General features: G+C 46.8%; 22 protein-coding genes. 8 read left to right on the forward strand and 14 right to left on the reverse strand.

The window, feature by feature from the left end; genetic code table 11:
- Nucleotides 1–76 precede the first annotated feature (76 nt).
- The 6 genes from CWC33_RS03610 to zapE form a co-directional block, all read right to left on the reverse strand.
- The gene (locus CWC33_RS03610) at nucleotides 77–811 is read right to left on the reverse strand and encodes a cytochrome c1 (protein ID WP_100690823.1); all 735 of its coding nucleotides are present in this window, start codon (nucleotides 809–811) and stop codon (nucleotides 77–79) included.
- The gene (locus CWC33_RS03615) at nucleotides 808–2,076 is read right to left on the reverse strand and encodes a cytochrome b (protein WP_088768910.1); all 1,269 of its coding nucleotides are present in this window, start codon (nucleotides 2,074–2,076) and stop codon (nucleotides 808–810) included. The genes CWC33_RS03610 and CWC33_RS03615 overlap by 4 nt, the downstream gene beginning before the upstream one ends.
- Nucleotides 2,076–2,666 carry a ubiquinol-cytochrome c reductase iron-sulfur subunit gene (gene petA / locus CWC33_RS03620; RefSeq protein ID WP_100690824.1) on the reverse strand — a complete coding sequence of 197 codons (591 nt, stop codon included), beginning with the start codon at nucleotides 2,664–2,666 and terminating at the stop codon, nucleotides 2,076–2,078. Before petA ends, CWC33_RS03615 begins: the two co-directional genes overlap by 1 nt.
- Nucleotides 2,667–2,891: 225 nt before the next feature.
- Nucleotides 2,892–3,284 (reverse strand): 30S ribosomal protein S9, encoded by a 393-nt coding sequence (rpsI, locus tag CWC33_RS03625; protein ID WP_088768912.1) that lies wholly within the window; start codon nucleotides 3,282–3,284, stop codon nucleotides 2,892–2,894.
- Nucleotides 3,285–3,301: 17 nt separating this feature from the next.
- Nucleotides 3,302–3,730 (reverse strand): 50S ribosomal protein L13, encoded by a 429-nt coding sequence (gene rplM / locus CWC33_RS03630; protein ID WP_053953056.1) that lies wholly within the window; start codon nucleotides 3,728–3,730, stop codon nucleotides 3,302–3,304.
- A 197-nt stretch (nucleotides 3,731–3,927) separates the two neighbouring features.
- A complete protein-coding gene (gene zapE, locus CWC33_RS03635; protein ID WP_100690825.1) occupies nucleotides 3,928–5,022 on the reverse strand; it encodes a cell division protein ZapE in 1,095 nt (364 codons plus the stop codon).
- Between the two features lie 120 nt (nucleotides 5,023–5,142).
- Here zapE and CWC33_RS03640 point away from each other — a divergent pair, with 120 nt between their 5' ends.
- The 3 genes from CWC33_RS03640 to CWC33_RS03650 all read left to right on the forward strand — a co-directional run bounded on the left by CWC33_RS03640 (nucleotide 5,143) and on the right by CWC33_RS03650 (nucleotide 8,163).
- Nucleotides 5,143–5,619 (forward strand): YhcB family protein, encoded by a 477-nt coding sequence (locus CWC33_RS03640; RefSeq protein WP_100690826.1) that lies wholly within the window; start codon nucleotides 5,143–5,145, stop codon nucleotides 5,617–5,619.
- A 71-nt stretch (nucleotides 5,620–5,690) separates the two neighbouring features.
- A complete protein-coding gene (locus tag CWC33_RS03645) occupies nucleotides 5,691–7,052 on the forward strand; it encodes a DegQ family serine endoprotease (protein WP_100690827.1) in 1,362 nt (453 codons plus the stop codon).
- A 70-nt stretch (nucleotides 7,053–7,122) separates the two neighbouring features.
- Nucleotides 7,123–8,163, forward strand: coding sequence for a trypsin-like peptidase domain-containing protein (locus tag CWC33_RS03650; RefSeq protein WP_198511829.1), 1,041 nt, complete (start codon nucleotides 7,123–7,125; stop codon nucleotides 8,161–8,163).
- Between the two features lies 1 nt (nucleotide 8,164).
- Here CWC33_RS03650 and murA read toward each other — a convergent pair whose 3' ends face one another.
- From murA to CWC33_RS03690, 8 genes are all read right to left on the reverse strand, one after another.
- Nucleotides 8,165–9,427, reverse strand: coding sequence for a UDP-N-acetylglucosamine 1-carboxyvinyltransferase (murA, locus tag CWC33_RS03655; RefSeq protein WP_100690828.1), 1,263 nt, complete (start codon nucleotides 9,425–9,427; stop codon nucleotides 8,165–8,167).
- A gap of 13 nt (nucleotides 9,428–9,440) precedes the next feature.
- Nucleotides 9,441–9,695: a BolA family protein gene (locus CWC33_RS03660; protein WP_088768917.1), complete on the reverse strand. Its 255-nt coding sequence runs from the start codon at nucleotides 9,693–9,695 to the stop codon at nucleotides 9,441–9,443.
- A 37-nt stretch (nucleotides 9,696–9,732) separates the two neighbouring features.
- Complete coding sequence (locus CWC33_RS03665; RefSeq protein WP_100690829.1) at nucleotides 9,733–10,035, reverse strand: STAS domain-containing protein; 303 nt, start codon at nucleotides 10,033–10,035, stop codon at nucleotides 9,733–9,735.
- On the reverse strand, nucleotides 10,035–10,706 hold the full coding sequence (locus CWC33_RS03670) for an MlaC/ttg2D family ABC transporter substrate-binding protein (RefSeq protein ID WP_100690830.1): 672 nt from the start codon (nucleotides 10,704–10,706) through the stop codon (nucleotides 10,035–10,037). Before CWC33_RS03670 ends, CWC33_RS03665 begins: the two co-directional genes overlap by 1 nt.
- Before the next feature lie 16 nt (nucleotides 10,707–10,722).
- Nucleotides 10,723–11,190 carry an outer membrane lipid asymmetry maintenance protein MlaD gene (mlaD, locus tag CWC33_RS03675; protein WP_088768920.1) on the reverse strand — a complete coding sequence of 156 codons (468 nt, stop codon included), beginning with the start codon at nucleotides 11,188–11,190 and terminating at the stop codon, nucleotides 10,723–10,725.
- A gap of 2 nt (nucleotides 11,191–11,192) precedes the next feature.
- Nucleotides 11,193–11,972, reverse strand: a complete 780-nt coding sequence (gene mlaE, locus CWC33_RS03680; RefSeq protein WP_100690831.1) for a lipid asymmetry maintenance ABC transporter permease subunit MlaE — start codon at nucleotides 11,970–11,972, stop codon at nucleotides 11,193–11,195.
- Nucleotides 11,969–12,769: a phospholipid ABC transporter ATP-binding protein MlaF gene (mlaF, locus tag CWC33_RS03685; RefSeq protein ID WP_100690832.1), complete on the reverse strand. Its 801-nt coding sequence runs from the start codon at nucleotides 12,767–12,769 to the stop codon at nucleotides 11,969–11,971. The genes mlaE and mlaF overlap by 4 nt, the downstream gene beginning before the upstream one ends.
- A 99-nt stretch (nucleotides 12,770–12,868) precedes the next feature.
- A complete protein-coding gene (locus tag CWC33_RS03690) occupies nucleotides 12,869–13,456 on the reverse strand; it encodes a TetR/AcrR family transcriptional regulator (RefSeq protein WP_100690833.1) in 588 nt (195 codons plus the stop codon).
- Between the two features lie 140 nt (nucleotides 13,457–13,596).
- On the opposite strand from CWC33_RS03690, the gene CWC33_RS03695 reads away from it, so the two are divergent.
- The 5 genes from CWC33_RS03695 to lptB are packed head-to-tail and all read left to right on the forward strand — an operon-like array spanning nucleotide 13,597 to nucleotide 16,923.
- Nucleotides 13,597–14,574: a KpsF/GutQ family sugar-phosphate isomerase gene (locus tag CWC33_RS03695; RefSeq protein WP_088768926.1), complete on the forward strand. Its 978-nt coding sequence runs from the start codon at nucleotides 13,597–13,599 to the stop codon at nucleotides 14,572–14,574.
- Between the two features lies 1 nt (nucleotide 14,575).
- Nucleotides 14,576–15,130, forward strand: a complete 555-nt coding sequence (gene kdsC, locus CWC33_RS03700) for a 3-deoxy-manno-octulosonate-8-phosphatase KdsC (RefSeq protein WP_100690834.1) — start codon at nucleotides 14,576–14,578, stop codon at nucleotides 15,128–15,130.
- Nucleotides 15,127–15,690: an LPS export ABC transporter periplasmic protein LptC gene (gene lptC, locus CWC33_RS03705; protein ID WP_088768930.1), complete on the forward strand. Its 564-nt coding sequence runs from the start codon at nucleotides 15,127–15,129 to the stop codon at nucleotides 15,688–15,690. Before kdsC ends, lptC begins: the two co-directional genes overlap by 4 nt.
- On the forward strand, nucleotides 15,659–16,195 hold the full coding sequence (gene lptA / locus CWC33_RS03710; protein WP_100690835.1) for a lipopolysaccharide transport periplasmic protein LptA: 537 nt from the start codon (nucleotides 15,659–15,661) through the stop codon (nucleotides 16,193–16,195). The genes lptC and lptA overlap by 32 nt, the downstream gene beginning before the upstream one ends.
- Before the next feature lie 2 nt (nucleotides 16,196–16,197).
- Nucleotides 16,198–16,923, forward strand: a complete 726-nt coding sequence (gene lptB, locus CWC33_RS03715; RefSeq protein ID WP_100690836.1) for an LPS export ABC transporter ATP-binding protein — start codon at nucleotides 16,198–16,200, stop codon at nucleotides 16,921–16,923.
- Nucleotides 16,924–16,942: the final 19 nt, after the last annotated feature.

The raw sequence follows: 16,942 nt of genomic DNA on the forward strand, positions 1-16,942 counted from the left end.
TCTCCAGATAATATCAACGGCAAAAGGGTGGCAAGCCACCCTTTTAAACTCCGCTTTCGCGGACAAACAGACCCAATTACTTAAGATCTTTCCAAAACTCTTTTTTCAAGAACCAGGCTAAAAGCGTAAATATAAGTAGGAATCCGAATACAAACCATCCAATACGACGTTGCTCTAATAGCATTGGCTCGCCCATGTAAACTAAGAACGACGTCAAATCAAGCGCTGCCTGATCATATTCGCTCTCTGATAGGCGACCGCTACCATCGGTTTTAATTCCTACATAAACGTCTTTCATCTTCCCGTCGATCATACGTTCTTCGTATGTTTTCTCCGGTACACCTTGAAGCTCTTGCAATACGTGCGGCATGCCCACATTCGGGAACACTGCATTATTCACACCAAACGGACGGCTGTCGTCTTTATAGAACGAACGCAGATAAGTATATATCCAGTCCGCACCACGTACACGAGCCACGTTGGTTAAATCCGGTGCTGCAGTGCCGAACCAGTTAGACGCTGCTTCGGTGCTCATATTATTGGTAATACGGTCACCCGCTTTTTGGCCAGTAAACTGCAAGTTTTCTTCACCCAGCTCCTGTGGAATGCCAAGATCTTCAAAGGTTCGATTATAACGATGATACTGCAATTGGTGACAACCCAAGCAGTAGTTCATGTATAACTGTGCACCACGTTGCAGTGATGCTTTATCGTGCAGATCAACCTCAGCTTCGTCCAAAGGTACGGTTGGACCCGCCGCGAAAACCAGCGACGGGACCAAAGTAATAAGAGCGATTAACAATTTTTTCATTTCGACGTCACCCTTTCTGGAACCGGTTTCGTCTTCTCACGTTTACTGTAGAACCACAGTAACCCGAAGAAAGCGAAGTATAGGAACGTAAATATTTGCGCAAAAATAGTCGCTACAGGCGTCGCAGGCTGAGTACCTAAATAGCCAAGCACAATGAAGCTAATCGCAAATACGGTTAAGTTCAGTTTGTGCAATACGCTACGGAAGCGAATTGAGCGAACTTTACCACGATCTATCCATGGCAACAGCGCCAGGAAAACAATCGCTGCGAACATTAAAATAACGCCGAATAACTTGTCTGGTACCGCACGCAAAATTGCGTAGAACGGAGTGAAGTACCAAACAGGCGCGATATGCTCTGGTGTTTTCAGAGGGTTCGCTGGCTCAAAGTTTGGTGGCTCCAGGAAAAATCCACCCATTTCCGGATTAAAGAAAATGACGTAGCAGAAAACAAAAAGAAACACACCGAAACCGAACATATCTTTAATAATGTAATAAGGGAAGAACGGTATTGAGTCGACGATGTCTTTCTTACTTGTAAAGCGCTCGTGGAATTTGAATTTTGGTTTTTCTTCGTCAGGCACAGAACCTTTTGGCTTCTTAGTATCAATGCCATCAGGGTTGTTTGAGCCAACTTCGTGCAGCGCAACAATGTGTAAGAACACCAAAATAACCAATACCAGAGGCAATGCTATCACGTGCAGTGCAAAGAATCGGTTCAGGGTTGCGCCGGAAATAACGTAGTCACCACGAATCCATAATGTCAGGTCATCACCAATTACAGGAATAGCACCAAACAATGAAATGATGACCTGTGCACCCCAGTAGGACATTTGTCCCCAAGGCAATAAGTAACCCATGAAGGCTTCTGCCATAAGTACCAGGAATATGAACATACCGAACAACCAGATAAGCTCTCTGGGCTTCTGGTACGAACCATACATCATGCCGCGGAACATATGCAGATAGACAACAACGAAGAACGCGGAGGCACCGGTTGAGTGCATGTAACGCAATAACCAGCCGTATTCGACGTCACGCATAATGTATTCAACTGACGCAAACGCACCTTCGGCACTTGGTACATAATTCATTGTCAGCCAAACACCGGTCAGTATTTGGTTAATAAGAACTATCGTTGCCAAAAAACCAAAAACATACCACATATTGAAGTTTTTTGGAGCTGGGTACTGCGCCAGGTGGATGTTCCAGGTTTTTGTCATTGGGATGCGAGCATCCATCCACTCTACAAATCGCTTAAACATTATGCTTGCCCCTTATCTTCACCCACCAAAATGGTGTTCTCGTCGACAAAGTAATGCGGCGGTACAACCAAGTTTAATGGTGCAGGGACGCTTTGGAATACACGTCCGGCGATATCAAACTTAGAGCCATGGCATGGGCAGAAAAAGCCTGATTCCACACCTTCTACGTGTTCGCCCATTCCGTTCGGCAAATAAGATGGAGAACAGCCCAAGTGAGTACAAATACCTACCGCAACAAAGAACTCTTTTTTAATTGAACGGTATTGATTCTGTGCGTAAGGAGGCTGTTGTGGTTCTTCCGAATTCGGATCACGAAGTCTGTCTTCAATTTCTGTCAGCTCATTAAGCATATCCGGTGTACGACGCACAACCCAGACAGGTTTGCCTCGCCATTTCACACGGATTAACTGACCCGGTTCAGCTTTACGAATATTCACTTCTACAGGTGCACCCGCGTTTTTCGCTCTCGCACTCGGATTCCACGACGCTATAAAAGGAACGGCGACACCCACCGCACCAGCACCGCCAACCACTGAGGTAGCGACAGTCAAAAAACGACGGCGACCTTTATCTACAGGCGCATTGCTCATCCATCTATTCTCCAGTTTTGGACGCCTCACGATTCATTGTCGCGAAGTCGGAATTAGCTGCTGCTTTTGTCCGCTTTAGCGGATCACAGAAAATGCTTTGAGATAATAAAGAAAAGACACACTTTTTACAAGAGTAATGCGTCGACAACTGAGGCGTAACCCTGTTGGAGTACGCATAAAAAAACCCAGCCGGAGCTGGGTTTTTGACACCACACAAAAAGCAAATTAACGCTTCGAGAATTGTGGGCGTTTACGTGCTTTATGCAAGCCGATTTTCTTACGTTCAACCTGACGTGCGTCACGAGTAACGTAACCTTCTTTACGCAACGTAGAACGTAGCGCTTCGTCGTATTGCATTAATGCACGAGTGATACCGTGACGAATCGCACCTGCCTGACCAGTAGTACCACCACCACTTACAGTGATGTAAAGGTCAAACTTCTCAGTCATCTCTACCGCTTCTAATGGCTGACGAACAACCATTTGTGCGGTTTCACGACCGAAGTATTCGTTCAGTTCACGTTGATTAATTTTGATGTTGCCGCTACCAGGACGCAAAAATACGCGAGCCGTGGAATTTTTGCGACGACCAGTACCGTAGTATTGATTATCTGCCATAGTGTTCTTGCTCCGTATTATATATCCAGTTGTTTCGGCTGTTGAGCATTATGGTTATGCTCAGCACCTGCGTACACTTTCAGTTTACGGAACATGGCACGACCCAATGGACCACGGGGTAACATACCTTTAACCGCTTTCTGAATGACCATTTCTGGTTTCTTAGCAATCAGCTTTTCAAAACTGATTGATTTGATACCACCCGGAAATCCAGTGTGCGAGTAGTACATCTTGTCCTGAGCTTTGTTACCGGTTACAGCAACTTTCTCAGCGTTAACAACAACGATGTAATCGCCAGTGTCAACGTGAGGTGTGTACTCAGGCTTGTGCTTGCCGCGCAGGCGACGAGCGATTTCAGTAGCTAAACGACCCAAAGTTTTGCCTTCAGCGTCTACTACGTACCAGTCGCGTTTTACCGTTTCTGGCTTGGCTACAAATGTTTTCATTGTATAAAACCTACATTTTAAAAGTTCACGGACAGTAATTCCGGGCTTCCCCGCGAATCACAACAATAAAATAATGAATAAAATCATTAATTTACTTGCTGCAACCATCACTTAACCGAAGTTAACGTAATGGACTGTAACGTGGGCTGCGCGGATTATAGGAAAAATGCGGTCAAAGATCACGCATTTTTTGAAATTTATGCTTTGTGTGCCATGGCTAAATATTCACGGCTCTGCATTTCCTGTAAGCGACTCACACAACGGCGAAATTCAAAGCTCAGTTGGCCTTCAGTATAAAGTGACTCAATGGGTACTTCCGCTGACAAAATTAGCTTAACTTTACGCTCATAAAACTCATCAACTAATGCAATGAAACGGCGGGCAATATCATCTTTACCAGCCCCCATTTGCTCAACATTGCTGACTAATACGGCATGGTATAGCTGCGCTATTTCCATGTAATCATTCTGACTACGGGCTGTTTTACAAATATCCGCAAAGTCAAAGAACACGACATCATCGCACTCGGCTCTTATCCCAATTTTCCGACCTTCGATATCAATACTGTCTGACTCATACTGATCGCGGCATTCGGGAGCAAGATCCTTAAAATATTGCCACAGGTTATCATCCGCCTGGGAGTCTAATGGTGAATGAAAAATCTCGGCTTGAGTCAGCGTACGCAACCGATAATCGATGCCGCTATCGACATTCACTACTTCGCAGTTTGCTTTTATCAGTTTAATTGCCGGAATAAAGCGTGCTCGCTGCAGGCCATTTTTATAGAGGTCATCCGGGACAATATTTGATGTTGCCACCAAAATGACACCGCGTTCGAACAAATATTCAAACAACTTTCCAAGTAACATCGCATCAGTAATGTCCTGCACAAAAAACTCATCAAAACAAACAAGCAGAGTTTCATCCGCAATCTTGTCCGCAATAATTTCTAACGGATCGCTTTTCTGCTCTAACTGCTTTAATTCATTGTGGACACGATGCATAAAGCGATGAAAGTGAATACGCCATTTTTCATCAAATGGCAGGCTTTCAAAAAAAGTGTCCACCAAATACGTTTTACCGCGACCTACCCCGCCCCAAAAATAAAGTCCTTTTGGTTTCGGTGGTGCTTTTGAAAGCCAACGTTTCAACGCTGAGCTCTGCTGGTAGTCATTCCAGGCGCAGAGCTCCTCGTAAAGTCTTTGTAAATGCTCGACAGCGTTAAGCTGCGCCGCATCTTCTGAAAAACCATTGTGCTCAATGTCGTAACGGTAACGATCAATTGGCGACATTTGCTGTTGTGGCACTACCACTTCACCCCAGTTGCGATTATCCTAATAAATATTATGTTATCATGAAGGTGTTATGCAGCAATCAAGAAAACGCTGTTGTTATTTGCTGAGGAGTCAATTATGAGCTGGATTATTGGAGTTTTATTAGTGATAGCTGGAGCCATTATTGGCTTTTTCATTGCACGCTACACGCAAACAAATGGTCAGTCCGGCAATCTTGAAGAGCAGGTAGAGAAAAGCCAACAACAACTTGGTGAATATCAGCGTGAAGTTGCCGAACATTTTGCTACCGCTAACGCAATGATGGAGCAACTGTCTGACACTCAGCAGAAGTTACAAAGCTACCTGAATCAGAGTGCCGAGCTCCTCCAGCAGCCAGGTTCTCAGGGAGATTTGCCGTTTTTCTCGGAAGATACCATTAAGCAGTTGCGAGTTGCGAATTCATTGAATCAAGATCATCGCTCAGGTCGCGATGGTCGTGAGGCTGAACAAATTCCGCGCGACTATACGGAAGGACCGAGCGGTCTTTTCTCTGACGACCGACGTGAGTCAGACAAAAAGATCCGTCTAACATATCTTGAAACATTTTTAGAGTGAACTCATATCACTGACAGACGGTCATAAAGTGGAACCGTTTGTCAGTGATTATTTAAGGAGTTACTCTAATCATGAAGCGAGTCTTAGCCTTATTCAGTGCTCTTGTTATTGTTGCATCAACATCCTTGAGCGCTCCAGCCAATGCCGGCATTCCATTTTTTGACAAAGACGATGAGCAACCAACGCTTGCTCCGATGCTTGAAGAAGTCACACCAGCCGTTGTCAACATTTCGGTTAAAGGGAAGCGGGAAGTCCGGCAGCGTCTACCCGACGCGTTGCGCTTCTTCTTTGGTCCAAACGCCCCTCATGAACAAATCCGTGAACGTCCATTCCAGGGCTTAGGTTCAGGCGTCATTATTGATGCTGAAAATGGATATGTTGTTACTAATAATCACGTCATTGACGATGCCACCGAAATTTTAGTCACGTTAAAAGACGGACGCGAGTTCGATGCCAAAGTGATAGGTACAGACGAGCGCTCCGATGTTGCGCTACTAAAAATTGAAAACGGGAAAAACCTTACCGAAATTCAACTGGGTAAATCATCGGAGCTGCGTGTTGGTGACTTTGTTGTTGCTATCGGCAACCCATTTGGATTAGGGCAAACGGTTACATCAGGCATTGTCAGTGCATTGGGTCGGGCCGGTCTTGGTATTGAAGAGTTGGAAAACTTCATTCAAACCGATGCCGCCATTAACAGTGGTAACTCGGGCGGCGCCCTGGTTACGCTAGACGGCAAGCTAATAGGCATTAACACGGCGATTTTAGGCCCTAACGGCGGTAATATCGGTATCGGTTTCGCTATTCCCTCAGACATGATGAACAACTTAGTTCAGCAATTGATTGAATTCGGAGAGGTCCGTCGAGGTGTTCTTGGCGTGCGCGGTAACGACCTCACTCACGATGTTGCACAAGCCCTGAACATTCCTGTTAACCGTGGTGCTTTTGTGTCTCAGGTTATTCCGGGAAGCGCAGCCTCGGACGCCGGTATTGAGTCGGGCGATGTGATTGTTGAAGTTAACGGTCAATCCATTCGCTCATTTTCCGAACTGGGTGCATTAGTCGGTTCGATTGGCTCTGGTCAGGAGATTAAGTTGGGTATTATTCGCGACGGCGAAGAGATGACCATTGATGTCACTCTAGGCTCCCAAGATACCGCAGTGACCGCAGCAGCAATTCACCCGGCGCTTGAAGGGGCTACCTTAGCAGTGGCCAGCGGTCAACAAGGTATAGAAGTGACAGAGCTTGAGGAGCGCTCGCCTGCGGCGCGTATCGGCCTTGAGAAGGGTGATATTATTCAAGGTGTGAACCGCAAGCGCGTTACGAGTGTCTCTGATTTAAGAGAGGCCATTGAAGACAAACAAGGCGTCATCGCTTTGAATGTCAAACGTGACGACAGCTCACTCTTCATTGTGCTGCGTAACGCTAACTGAGGTTGTGACATTGTAGTGGCATCAGTGCTATGCTGATGCCACCTAATAATAAATAAAAGGCGAGTAACGCGTGTCTCCAATACTACGGTTTTTGTTTCAATCGGTTGGTTTAGGCCTTGTCGTTGCCGCCATTGTTTTACTGACTCAACCTTTATGGAGTCAGAATCATTCCTTCCGGCAGTCTCAGGACGACGTCATCTCGTTTAGTCAGGCGGTAAAAAAAGCCGCGCCAGCTGTTGTTAACATCTACAGCATGGGTGAAATCCAGGGATCCTACTACCAGCCTCAGTCATCTCGCGTTTGGCGGCTTGGCTCTGGCGTTATTATGGACTCAAATGGCTATATTCTGACGGCACATCACGTCGTCGACAACGTCGATAAAATTGAAGTTGCTCTTCAAGATGGGCGGCGATACGCAGCGCAACTCATAGGCAGTGACCGCTACACCGACCTTGCCGTGTTAAAAATAGACGCTAATAATTTGCCCGTTATTCCGGTTCAATCAAATCGTCGCGTACAAGTCGGCGATATCGTATTAGCTATTGGTAACCCGTACAATATTGGCCAAACCATTACTCAGGGCATTATTAGTGCAACCGGCGGCCGCGTTGGCGTGAGTAACTCTTATTCCGATCTGATACAAATGGATGCGGTCATCAACCAAGGTGCCTCCGGTGGTGCATTAGTCAATACAGCCGGGGAACTCATCGGTATTAATAACGCTCGCTATAACTCGTCATTCGATGATGGCGGAGAAGGCATTTACTTTGCCGTGCCGTACGCCACCGCTCAATCCGTTATGGATACATTAATTCGTGAAGGCGAGGTAGTGAGGGGTTACATCGGCATCACCGTTAACCCCAATTTTAGTGAGCAACAGTCATTATCCGGAATTTACGTTACTGGGGTGGAAAGAGGCAGCCCCGCTGCGTTAGCGGGCTTAAGACGTAATGACTTCATTGTTTCTATTGGTGGACAGCCGGTGCATTCGGCACCAGAAGGGCTCGATAAAGTGGCGAATGCTGAACCCGGTGAAGCGTTAGAAGTTGAGTTTTACCGGGGAGAACAGAAAATGGTCACCACTGTCACCGTTGCTGCACTCCCCAAATAACTTACTTTTCGCTGACGCGAACAATATCAGCGCCGAGCGCTTGTAGCTTTTTCTCAATAGACTCATAACCACGGTCAATATGGTAAATACGTTCAACCGTGGTTTCTCCGGTCGCTACCAGTCCGGCAATTACCAGAGACGCAGAGGCTCGCAAGTCAGTACACATGACTTCAGCGCCCGTCAATTTATCAATGCCATGACAAATGGCAGTATTACCTTCAGAGTCGACGTTGGCGCCCATCCGTCTCAGTTCAGGAATATGCATAAACCGGTTTTCAAAAATCGTTTCACGAATATTAGCCGTTCCGTCAGCAATCGTATTGAGTGTACAAAATTGCGCTTGCATGTCCGTCGGGAAACCTGGGTGTGGTGCGGTAATAATATTGACCGCTTTAGGGCGTTTAGGGCTTTTTAACGATATCCAGTCATCACCTTTTTCGATGGTCGCCCCGGCTTCTTCAAGCTTTTTGATAACCGCATCCAACGCTGATGGATCCGTTTTCTCGCAGCGAACCGAACTGCCCGTTGCCAACGCCGCAACCAAAAACGTCCCGGTTTCGATACGGTCAGGCATGACGCTGTACTCGCCGCCTGAGAGCGTTTCAACACCGTTAATATAAATGGTGTCGTTACCAGCGCCCTGAACATCAGCCCCCAATGCATTCAGGAAATTCGCTAAATCCACAATTTCCGGCTCGCGAGCAGCATTTTCTATTACCGTTTGGCCTTCTGCTAATACTGCCGCCATCATTAAGTTTTCAGTGCCTGTCACACTGACCGTATCAAGCAGTATCTCAGCGCCTTTAAGACGCCCATCCACCGAAGCTTTTATATAGCCATTTTCCACATCAATATGAGCACCCATTTTACGCAGGCCCTCAATGTGCAAGTTGACCGGTCGAGCGCCTATTGCGCACCCACCTGGTAAAGATACTTCGGCCTTGCCTGTTTTAGCCAACAATGGACCTAGCACCAAAATGGATGCGCGCATCGTCTTCACCAGCTCATATGGCGCTTTAAAGTGATTGAGTGTGGTTGGATCAATGCACACAGCTGTTTCACCCACCCGAGAATGAGTGACACCAAGGCAATCCAAGAGCTCTAATGAGGTATCCACATCGTGCAAGTTAGGCACATTTGAAAGTGTTACTTTATCGGATGGCAGTACGGTTGCCATAAGAATAGGTAATGCAGCGTTTTTAGCACCAGAAATAGTAACGGTGCCGGACAACCTCTGCCCACCTCTGATTTTAAACTTATCCATCAACAATCAAGCCTTAAGGCATCATCAGTTTTTTATCACGCGCCCAGTCATCTGGCGTGTACGCTTTTATGGATACCGCGTGGATTTCACCACTGGCAATATGAGGGTTCAGCGGTGCGTAAATAGCTTGCTGACGCTTCACTTTGTTCATACTTTCGAACGCTTCACTGACGGCGATAATCTCAACATTGGCGCCGTCAACTTTAACGTAGAGTTCACTGAGATCGAGTGCGTCGTTGAGTAATGTTTTTAACTGTTCTTCATTCATTTGTAGTTTGACCGCTTATGTTCTGTTCAAAAGGCGACTAGCTTAACGAAAGCAGAGACTCAACGCCACTGACTGAGGCAATTTGCTTTAATTGTTCAGAGGCACCGATGCATTTTAGTGGCGCATTAGTACCTTGCGTTGCTTTCATTACTTCCAGTAGAAACGCAACACCGGCAGTATCAATAACCTCAACCTGGCTGACGTCGACAGACACTAACTCATCGCCAAGCCACCGTCCGCGGGTCTTCCATAAAACCGGGACGCTGTTGCGCGTCAGCGAGCCTTTAAAGGCAATAACATTGTCTTCTGTTCGACTCACCGATGCCTCTGTCGTACTCATTATATTCCCTCAGCTGGATTATCAATTTCTTCGTCAGCTTTGATAGGCTCTTGAGCTTTTTGTTCAATAAGCTCAATCGTTTTATCAATGCCGTTTGAACGAATCACCGCCGAAATTTCACTTTGCTTGCTGTTTAACAAGCTAATACCTTCGACCACTAAATCATAAGCTTTCCAGATATCTTCATCCCGATCATAACGAATACGAAAGTCCAAACGAATCTCAGGGCGACCCGCTTCTTTAACTCGCGTTTTTACAACCGCCGTCCGTGCATCATCCGGAAGATCTGCTGCGGGCTCAAAAGATACCGTGTGTTTGCTCTCATCGTACTGAGTAAAAGCTCTCGCATACGTCGCCACTAAATAGTCGTAAAAAGCACGATAAAAGGCTTCTCGTTGCTCTTGTGTGGTGTCTCTTAAGTAGCGGCCAAGCACTTTTTTAGATGCATACAGGCTATCCACATAAGGCATGAGCTCCTCTTTCACAATGACCTTTAAGTAATTTGGATCTTCGTCAATTTTAGCTCGCTCGTTTTCAATCCGTTCAAAAGTGACTTCAGCCACTTCTTTTAAGAGTTCATGCGGGTCGTCATTACGAATAAGTTCCGCATTTGCTGCTGAGCTCACAACCACCATGGCGACAAGCGCTAGCAGCCACTTTTTAAATGACATGATTGACTCCTTAATACTAATCATTGCCCTGACTAAATAAGAATTGACCAATTAAGTTCTCTAGCACTAATGCTGACTTGGTATCCGTAATTGAATCCCCGTCTTCAAGCATGCTGACGCTGTCATCAATAAAACCTGGTTGTAAGCCTAAATACTGCTCGCCCAATAAGCCAGAAGTCAGAACAGAAACAGAGCTGGTCTCGGAAAATTCGTCGTATTCTTTACTGATAGACATTTCAACTAATGGCTCGTAATAGTCTCCGGTCAACGAAATATTGGTCACTCGGCCAACAACAACGCCCCCCACTTTCACCGGCGAACGTACTTTCAAGCTACCAATATTGTCGAATTTTGCATAAAGCGTGTAGGTTTCACCCGATGTGGTCATGGTGCCGCTGGCCGCTCGCAACGCAATAAAAGACAGCGCCAACACGCCCAGTACAACAAAAATACCTACCCATAACTGTGTTTTTCTTGATTCCATGGTTACCCACCAAACATGATAGCTGTAAGAATAAAGTCTAGACCTAAAACGGCTAAGGACGCAGTCACAACGGTTGAGGTTGTCGCTGCACTAATACCTGCAGATGTTGGCACTGCCCGATACCCTTTGTAGAGGGCGATCCAGGTAACAACAAAAGCAAAAACAATGGACTTGATGACACCGTTTAATAAGTCATCCTGCCAATCGACAGCTGACTGCATGACAGACCAAAACGCACCTTCGTCAACGCCAAGCCAACCCGAGCCTACTAAGTAGCCGCCATAAATGCCGACTGCTGAGAACATAAGTGCCAGTAACGGCATACTAATTAAACCGGCCCAGAAACGCGGCGCGATAACTCGTCGTAATGGATCAACAGCCATCATTTCTAAGCTCGATAACTGTTCCGTGGCCTTCATTAACCCTATTTCTGCGGTCAACGCTGAGCCGGCTCGGCCAGCGAACAACAGACCAGTAACAACCGGTCCTAATTCACGCAACAATGAGAGTGCGACCATTGGCCCTAAACTCTGTTCGGCCCCATAATCGACTAATATCGTGTAGCCTTGAAGCCCTAAAACCATGCCAATAAACAATCCACTGACAATAATAATGACCATTGACAACACGCCAACGACATACATCTGCTTAATGAAAAGCGGCCAAGATTTGCGCGGTTGAGGCTTACCAACAATAGCGCTGACAAACATAGCTAAAGCAAAACCAATACCCGCCACGCTATCTAATACACGACGACCGACATTCTCTAAAAACTGGATCATTTATCGCCCCCCAGTAAGTCCGTCGTAAAGTCGTCATTGGAATAATGAAACGCCACAGGACCATCTGCATTGCCTTGCAAAAACTGCTGAATAATATCGGTGTTGTTATTTCTAAGCTCGTCCGGCGTACCTTCACCAACAATTTTCTTATCCGCTATGACGTACGCATAATCAGCGATAGACAACACTTCTTTTACATCGTGAGAGACCACGATGGAGGTTAAACCCAAGGATTCATTCAGTGACTTAATCAGCTTCACGATCACGCCCATTGAGATAGGGTCCTGCCCGGCAAAAGGCTCGTCGTACATAATTAATTCAGGGTCGAGAGCGATAGCCCGGGCCAGTGCCGCGCGTCGTGCCATACCCCCGGATAACTCAGAGGGCATTAAATCTCTTGCTCCGCGCAACCCAACAGCTTCCAGCTTCATCAAAACAACGCTGCGAATAATGTCTTCTGAAAGCTCAGTATGCTCACGCAAAGGGAAAGCAACATTGTCAAACACCGACATATCGGTAAACAACGCACCGCTTTGAAACAGCATACTCATGCGTTTTCTAAGCTCATAAAGCTTGTCCCGGCTTAACTGAGGCACCTCTTCACCTGCCACTTTAATACTGCCTTTACTTGGCTTGAGCTGGCCGCCAATAAGTTTCAGCAGTGTGGTTTTGCCGATACCGCTGGGACCCATCACCGCTATCACTTTTCCTTTAGGCACACTTAACGACAAACCTTTGTATAACGGTCTGTTACCATGGCCAAAATGAACGTCTTTTAACTCAACTAACTGTGTCACACGCTTTCCTGTTTCTCTCGACCGCTAAGCTTCATTAAAGCTGAAGAGTATAACGGTTTCCGGTTACATCCTGCACCGTAATAATTGTTGCAAAGTTTATCAGTTACCGGTGTGGGTTTCCGTTAATTTATCGATTTGATTCAGTAAATATTCCGCAAATTGCTCTCTTTCAGTTACACACTGCTCGCATAAGTTCAATTGCTCGAACAATCGGGCGCCATGCACCGAGTAAAAAAGCATTCGTCCGACTTGCTCGCCCAAATGCTGTTCCATCTGCTTTATGGTGTCGTTAACATGGCGCTTTAACGGTTCCAGCAATTCAGGGTTGCTCGCTGCAGCTGCCAGCATTCCACTTCCTAAACGGGCGCACTCAGCATCCGTATCCAAAGCGGCCAGTAATATACTCTTGGGGGCTTTATTTGGGTCACTATCAAGACGCTTGAGATGCTCTTTTCTCAACGACTCAAAACGCTCAACACGACGCTGCAACATGGCTTGAAGCAAAGCGTCTTTATTGGCGAAGTGGTAAAGCAAACCGCCTTTACTGATACCGGTTTTCTGACTCAACGCATCAAACGTCAGGTGTGAAGCTCCCTCACTAGCAACTAAGCTATCCGCAGCATCCAAAATCAGCGCTTTGTTACTGGGGCGACCAACTTTGTTCTGAGAATCATTTTGGGTTTGCATACACAACACCTTTTATAAACCGTCTGGTTGGTATACTAATTAATTTTAGGCAAAATCGCAAGATTTCCGCCTTGGCGGTAGGCATAACCCAAACGAATAACGTATTATAGCCCCAGTAGACTTAAGATTGGGAAAAAGCAATGAAGCAAGTGACCCAGAACTTTCGCCAACTAGGGCAGCAAGTCCTGGATATTGAGAAGCAAGCCATTGAAGGGCTTTATGAGTACCTCGATGATAACTTCGATGCGGCCTGTCAGACATTATTTAACTGCAAAGGCCGGGTTATTGTGACCGGTATGGGTAAATCAGGGCACATTGGCGGGAAAATAGCTGCCACATTGGCATCAACAGGAACACCATCGTTCTTCGTGCACCCAGGCGAAGCCAGTCACGGCGACTTAGGCATGGTTGCGGCTCAAGATGTGGTTATTGCTATTTCAAACAGTGGTGAAACGTCAGAGGTTCTGAACATTTTACCGGTGATTAAACGCCTTGGTGTGCCACTGATTGCAATGACAGGCAAGCCTGAGTCCACTCTGGCTCGGCTTGCAGATACCCACGTGTGCATTGCAGTCGCACAGGAAGCCTGTCCATTAGGTTTAGCACCAACAGCGTCCACTACCGCAACATTGGTCATGGGAGACGCTTTAGCCGTCGCACTCCTGAATGCGCGAGGTTTTACTGCCGACGACTTTGCTTTGTCTCATCCAGGTGGCTCACTAGGAAAGCGCTTATTACTGCGCCTGCACGACATTATGCACACTGGCGAACGTATTCCACTAGTGTCAGAAACCGATATTATTCGTGACGCCTTATTAGAGATGTCTCGTAAAGGCCTGGGCATGACCGCAATTACAGATACCCAGGGCCGGTTGGCCGGTATTTTTACCGATGGTGATTTACGCCGTATTCTGGATAATCAAGTCGATGTGCACAGTACCTCTATTGCTGATGTTATGACGCGTTCATGCACGACCGCGAATGCGGACATGCTGGCTGCCGAAGCATTAAAGCTAATGCAAGATCGCAAAATAAACGGACTGATTATTACCGACCATGAAGGTCGCCCTTGTGGCGCAATGAATATGCATGACTTACTGCAAGCGGGGGTTCTGTAACATGGAGTGTATTAATACCTGGTATGGGGACATTGAAAAACAATTGTTTGAGCGTTTCTCACAGGTTCGGCTGTTAATTCTCGACGTCGATGGTGTTTTTTCGGACGGTCGAATATACCTTGGCAACGATGGTGAAGAGCTGAAAGCTTTCCACACTCGGGACGGCTTTGGTATGAAAGCACTTAAGAATGCGGGCATACAGACAGCCGTCATCACCGGTCGCCAATCCAGCATCGTTGAACGTCGGATGCAGCATTTAGACGTGTCTGACATCTATCAGGGACAAGTCGACAAAACCCAGGCATTTAATGAGCTTCTGACTCATCACAGCGTGAATGCTGAACAGACTGCCTATGTCGGAGACGACACACCCGATCTTCCGCTGATACAGCAGGCCGGCATTGGTGTTGCAGTAAAAGACGCGCACCCTTCTATTCAGCAGCAAGCTCAATACATTACCCGCTGTGCCGGTGGCTTTGGCGCGGTTCGTGAGGTGTGTGACTTGATTATGTTAAGCCAGGGGCTTTTGCATGACGCCAAAGGAGCCAGTGTGTGAATTGGCGCATCGTCGGTATTATCGTTCTTCTGTTTGGTGCCGGACTACTGCTCGTTCTGCGCCCCTTTAGTGACGATGGCAGAGAAAGCGCTGCCACGGCGACAAAACTGATGCAGCCAGATTTTACCGCCTACGGACTTGAAACCAAAATATTCGAAAGTGATGGCGTCCTGGCGCATAAGATTCGCTCAGAAGAAATGGCTCACTACAACCAAATAGGTTTAACCGAGCTCAAGCAGCCTCAATACTCAATATTTTCGGAAGACGGCACAGAGACCTGGCAAGTCACCGCCGAGCAAGGTACCTTTTACGATGATAAAACGCTGATTCTGGAGCGTAGCGTTGAAATATTAGCGTTGCAGGAAAGTTCTCCCATACAGCGCGTTATGACAGAATATCTGGTTATCGACTTAGCCAATGAATCAATGAGCACTGAATACCCGGTATTAATGCGAGGTCCGCAAGTGGAAGTTCGCGGAGATGGTTTAAGCGCCGACATGAGCGCAGAAATGATGGAGTTAAAACGACATGTTAAAACGGTTTTCCAGCCTAAGTCTTAGCTTTTTTGTGCTTATCGCATTGCCTTTGACGGCGATGGCGCAAGGAAAGGCTGACTTTAAAAAGCCGATGGAAGTCGAGTCAAGCCATGAGCAATTCGACATAAAAAACAATAAGTTAGTACTTACTGACAATGTTGTTATCCGTCAGGGCACACTACTTATTAAGGCGGACCGACTCGAAGCCTCTGCCAGCGAAAGCGGCGAGCAGGCGGACACCTTTATTGCAGAAGGTTCACCGGCAACCTACACGCAGACCCTGGAAAACGGCAACGATATTAGCGCTCAGGCAAATAAAATAACCTACTTCCAAGTCGAACAACGTCTCGAGCTCAGCGGGGACGCGAAAATCTCTCAGGGCACAAGCAGTTCAAGCGGTGATACGATCGTCTACGACTTAGCCGCACAGACGATCTCTGCAAGCAGCTCTGATGCCGATAACGGGCGCGTAATTACGATATTTACGCCGAAAACAAAAGACGACAAAACCGACAACGAGAACCCTTAATTATGGCCACCTTACGAGTCAAACATCTTGCCAAAAGCTTTAAGCGTCGTCAGGTTGTAAAGGACGTTAGCCTGGAGGTCAGTCAGGGCCAGATTATTGGGCTCTTAGGGCCCAATGGTGCGGGGAAAACAACGACGTTTTATATGATTGTCGGCTTAATCAACAGCGACAAAGGCCAGATTTTACTAGACAAAGACGACCTAACGTCTCTGCCAATGCATGAGCGTGCTCGCCGCGGAATTGGTTATCTACCGCAAGAAGCATCGATTTTCAGAAAGCTGACCGTGCGCGATAACCTGATGGCGATATTAGAAACCCGTAAAGAGCTTTCAGCGGACGCTCGCGAAGAACAGCTCGACTCGCTTCTTGAAGAGTTCAATATTGGTCATATTGCGAACAGTCTGGGGATGAGCTTATCCGGCGGTGAGAGACGTCGTGTCGAAATTGCCCGCGCCCTTGCCGCAGAGCCCACGTTTATTCTTCTGGATGAGCCCTTTGCAGGCGTCGACCCAATTTCGGTTATCGACATTAAGAAAATTGTTGAACATTTAAAGCAGCGTGGTATTGGTGTACTTATTACAGACCACAATGTCAGAGAAACCTTGTCCGTTTGTGAGCATGCGTACATTGTTAGTCACGGAGAACTTATTGCCAGCGGAGATGCAGAAAGTATATTATCGAATCAACAGGTTAAAGATGTTTACCTCGGTGAGCAGTTCACCCTTTAACGTGATACCGGGACGATAA

It is taken from the genome of Idiomarina sp. X4 (genome assembly GCF_002808045.1).
Classification (GTDB): domain Bacteria; phylum Pseudomonadota; class Gammaproteobacteria; order Enterobacterales; family Alteromonadaceae; genus Idiomarina.